Here is a 4,069-nt window from a genome sequence, read left to right on the forward strand (position 1 = left end):
AGGGCATGCTGGCCGCCGCCGGGCAGCTGCAGGGCGTGGTGGAGGTGGTGGGGTCCGCGTCCGAACAGCTTTCCGCCCAGATCGGCCAGTCCACCCGGGGGGCCGCCGTGCAGTCGCAGCGCGTGGCCGAAACCGCCGCCGCCATGGAAGAAATGAACGCCACCGTGCTCGAGGTGGCCCGCAACGCCTCGCAGGCTGCGGAGACCGCCGAGCGCGCCAGGCAGAAGGCCGATACCGGCGCCGCCGTGGTGGGCCGGGTGGTGGAGGAAATCGGCACCGTGGAACGCCAGGCCGTGGCCCTGAAGGACGACATGGCCGACCTTGGCCGCCAGGCCGACGGCATCGGCAAGATCATGAACGTGATTTCGGACATCGCGGACCAGACCAACCTGCTGGCGCTCAACGCCGCCATCGAGGCTGCCCGCGCCGGTGACGCCGGGCGCGGCTTTGCCGTGGTGGCCGACGAAGTGCGCAAGCTCGCCGAAAAGACCATGCAGGCCACCCGAGAGGTGGGCGAGGCCATTACCGGCATCCAGCAGGGCACCCGCCGCAACGTGGAACACGTGGAGCGCGCCGTGGCGTCCATCGAGGAGGCCACCGGCCTTGCGGGCAGTTCCGGCGAGGCGCTGCGCGAAATCGTGACCCTGGTGGAGCAGGCCACCGACCAGGTGCGCTCCATCGCCACGGCCAGCGAGCAGCAGTCCGCCGCCAGCGAGGAAATCAACCGAGCCGTGGACGAGATCAACCGCATCTCCAGCGAAACCTCGGACGGCATGCACCAGTCGGCCCTTGCGGTGGAGGAACTGGCCACCCAGGCCCATTCGCTGCGCAAGCTCATAGAGCGCATGCAGCACGACGAGGCATAACCCACCGCCACACCCATCATGCAGGGGGCGGGACGCACGGCACGGGCCGGACGTCCCGCCCTTTTCGCATGCACGTCCTGATGAAGCCGGGGTGATGCCGGTTCTGTTCCGACCATATTCCGGACGTGCGTCAGACGGTCCGCAGCCGGGGCGTGTACACGCGAGGGGGCAGTCGCGCACGAGAATCGCGGGGGAGCGGTTGCCTTTCTTCCGATGATAACTATTTTCATCAATGGCCCCTAATGCCCTTTCCGGCACGGCACAGACAACGGTGCCATGTGGGCCACCGGCGGGGGAACACATGCCCGCCGGTGAAGACAACGGAGGAACCGCCATGAAACTGGACGCACTGCACCCCCGGAACTGGTTCCGCAAGGGTGCCGAACGCGACAACGCCGGTTCCGACCGGCGTGACGATGACCGCCTCGCGGCGCCCATTCCCTTCGACGTGGAATGCTCGCGCGAGGCGGACGCACTGCGTGAAGCCCTGGAATTCGCGGGCACCATGGACCTGTTGTACGAGGCCATACCGGAACAGCCCGCCGAATGCGGCTTCAAGGATACCCGCCGCCTGGACGTGGACATTGCGGTGGAAAACGACACCTACGTGGTCGTGGCCGACGTGCCCGGCCTCTCGCGCATCGAGGACAACGGCATGGGCGACGGTGACGCCGCCGACCTGCACGTGAAGACAGAGGGCTACCGGCTGTCCATCACGGGCCGCACGCGATCCTCTTCGCGCGACAAGGGGCTGGGCTGGCACCGCATGGAACGTCAGCCCGGCAGCTTCCGGCGCATTCTGGTGCTGCCGGACGATGCCGTGCCCGAGGCCCTTTCCGCCTCGGTCAACGACGGCGTGCTGACCGTCAGCATCCCCCGCGCCTCGTCCGAGGAATGCGTGTGGGTGCCCGGTGAAGCGCCCCGCGCCGGGTGCCACGCCTGAACCAGCCGCCAACCCCACGTCTGGAAGAATGCCTCCACCTGGCGCAAGCAAGGCATGTCGCCTGACGTCAGGAAGGCATGTCACCTGACGTCAGGAAAGCATGTCACCTGACGTCAGGAAGGCAGTCACCTGACACGGCAACCCCGAACGCACGCCGCACACCGCCCGCAGGGCCGCACTGGCACCCCGGCACCACCGCGTGCAGCATCGCCCCGTATTCACGAAAACCGTTCCGGATTCCGGCTCGGGGCATCGACGCACTCGCCACAGCCGACGGCGGAGGGGCCACCCCCTCCGCCGTTTTCCGCATCCACCACACGTTCCCGCTCCGGGCGGCGCAACGCCAAGCCAACCGCCCCCTGCCCGGCACCCCAATGGCCGGCCCCGGCGCCATCCCCCCCGTTCCCTGCCCGGCGGGAAATCCCGCCCCGGCGCGCATTCCTGCCTGTTGACACCTGCCGCGCAACCTGCCAGCGTGGCAAGGTAGACACTCCTCTTTTTCCACCCTACGGGCCACGCGGCGCGGCCCGTAGGGTGCCCACGCGCGCCGCACGGAGGGCAGGCCATGCAACTCACCAACCGCGTCCACTGGGTGGGCAAGATAGACTGGGAACTGCGCACCTTTCACGGGCAGGAATATTCCACCCACAAGGGTTCCAGCTACAACGCCTATCTGGTGCGCGACCCCGGTGGACGCACCGCGCTCATCGAGACGGTGTGGGGACCGTACGCCCGCGAATTCGTGGACAACCTGGCGAAGGTGGTGGACCTTTCATCCATCGACTACGTGGTGGCCAACCACGGCGAGCCGGATCACAGCGGCTCCCTGCCGGAACTGATGCGCCACATCCCCAGGACGCCGGTGTACTGCTCTGCCAACGGGGTCAAGTCGCTGAAGGGGCAGTACCACGCGGATTGGGACTTCCGGGTGATGCGCACCGGCGACAGGCTTTCGCTGGGCAGCTGCGATCTGGTGTTCGTGGAAATGCCCATGCTCCACTGGCCCGATTCCATGATGTGCTACCTGACCGGCGAGAACGTGCTGTTCAGCAACGACGCCTTCGGCCAGCACTACGCCTCGGAACTGATGTTCGCGGACCTGGTGGACGAGTGCGAACTGTGGGCGGAAGCCATCAAGTACTACGCCAACATCCTGACCCCGTTCAGCCCGCTGGTGACCAGGAAGATCGACGAGGTGCTGGCCCTGGGCCTTGCCGTGGACATGATCTGCCCCAGCCACGGGGTGATCTGGCGCAAGGACCCGTTGCAGATCGTGCAGCGCTACCAGCAATGGGCGGCCAACTACGCCGAGCACCAGCTGACCGTGGTGTACGACACCATGTGGAATTCCACCCGGCGCATGGCCGAGGCCATTGCCGCCGGGGCCGTGCAGGCCGACCCCACGCTGACGGTGAAGCTGTTCAATTCCGGTCTGGTGGACAAGAACGACATCATCACCCAGATATTCCGGTCCAAGGTGCTGGCCGTGGGGTCGCCCACGGTGAACCGGGGCGTGCTGACATCCGTGGCGGGCCTGCTGGAGGAAGTGGAAGGGCTGAAGTTCCGGGGCAAGAAGGCCGCCGCCTTCGGCTCGTACGGCTGGAGCGGCGAATCGCCCAAGGTGCTGGCCGAACGGCTGGCCAAGTGCGGCTTCTCGCAGGTGGGCGACCCCGCCCGCGAAGCCTGGAACCCCGACGACGAAGGACTGGAACGCTGCCGCGCCCTGGGCCGCCAACTGGCAGAAGCCGCCGGGGAATAGCCGGGGACCGGGTGCATTGATCCGTGCAGGGTTGCCGGATGCACTGTGTCGCCGGGCGCGGGGAAACCCGCGCCCGGTTCGGCTTGTTCGTAATGTCTTTTTTGGACGCCTCCGGCGGCCAAGTGGCTACCGCCCCTTGGAGCCCCGTATTTTACGATCTCCAAATGTACAGGAAATACAAACAATTTCTTCAGAGAAAGAGGCGAAGAAACAAAGCATCGTACCTCATTCTTGTGTCGCCGTGCATCGGCACATAGGCCTTGCCGAATTCGCCGTTCTCCTGCGTTCATTGACGGCACGCCGCGCCGCCCCCTATGACGGCGGCAGGCAGGGCGCATACCACGCGGCCCACCCCACACCGGGCGCACCGCGCACACCGGGCACGTCGGGCAAACCGGCCCGCGCCCCCATCGCCACCTCCACCACGAGGAACCCATGCACCGCCGCACGCCGCCCCTAGCGGGCGATTCCTGCGCCACCGGGGCCTGAGCGCCGCCGCAG

At 67.1% G+C, this 4,069-nt stretch carries 3 protein-coding genes; all 3 read left to right on the top strand.

Going from position 1 to position 4,069, the window contains the following annotated elements; genetic code table 11:
- Positions 1 to 866, top strand: an 866-nt coding sequence (locus tag FVW20_RS08960) for a methyl-accepting chemotaxis protein (protein WP_196609141.1), incomplete at its 5' end; no start/stop codon positions are given.
- A 334-nt stretch (positions 867 to 1,200) separates the two neighbouring features.
- Positions 1,201 to 1,809, top strand: a complete 609-nt coding sequence (locus FVW20_RS08965) for an Hsp20/alpha crystallin family protein (RefSeq protein WP_196609142.1) — start codon at positions 1,201 to 1,203, stop codon at positions 1,807 to 1,809.
- Positions 1,810 to 2,374: 565 nt separating this feature from the next.
- Positions 2,375 to 3,568: an anaerobic nitric oxide reductase flavorubredoxin gene (locus tag FVW20_RS08970; RefSeq protein WP_196609143.1), complete on the top strand. Its 1,194-nt coding sequence runs from the start codon at positions 2,375 to 2,377 to the stop codon at positions 3,566 to 3,568.
- Positions 3,569 to 4,069: the final 501 nt, after the last annotated feature.

The organism is Nitratidesulfovibrio oxamicus, from assembly GCF_015731765.1.
GTDB lineage: Bacteria > Desulfobacterota > Desulfovibrionia > Desulfovibrionales > Desulfovibrionaceae > Cupidesulfovibrio > Cupidesulfovibrio oxamicus.

What these genes read in the sequence shown, in the direction of transcription:
- FVW20_RS08965 (WP_196609142.1), top strand. Translation starts at nt 1,201, where the DNA reads ATGAAACTGGACGCACTGCACCCCCGGAACTGGTTCCGCAAGGGTGCC.
- FVW20_RS08970 (WP_196609143.1), top strand. Translation starts at nt 2,375, where the DNA reads ATGCAACTCACCAACCGCGTCCACTGGGTGGGCAAGATAGACTGGGAA.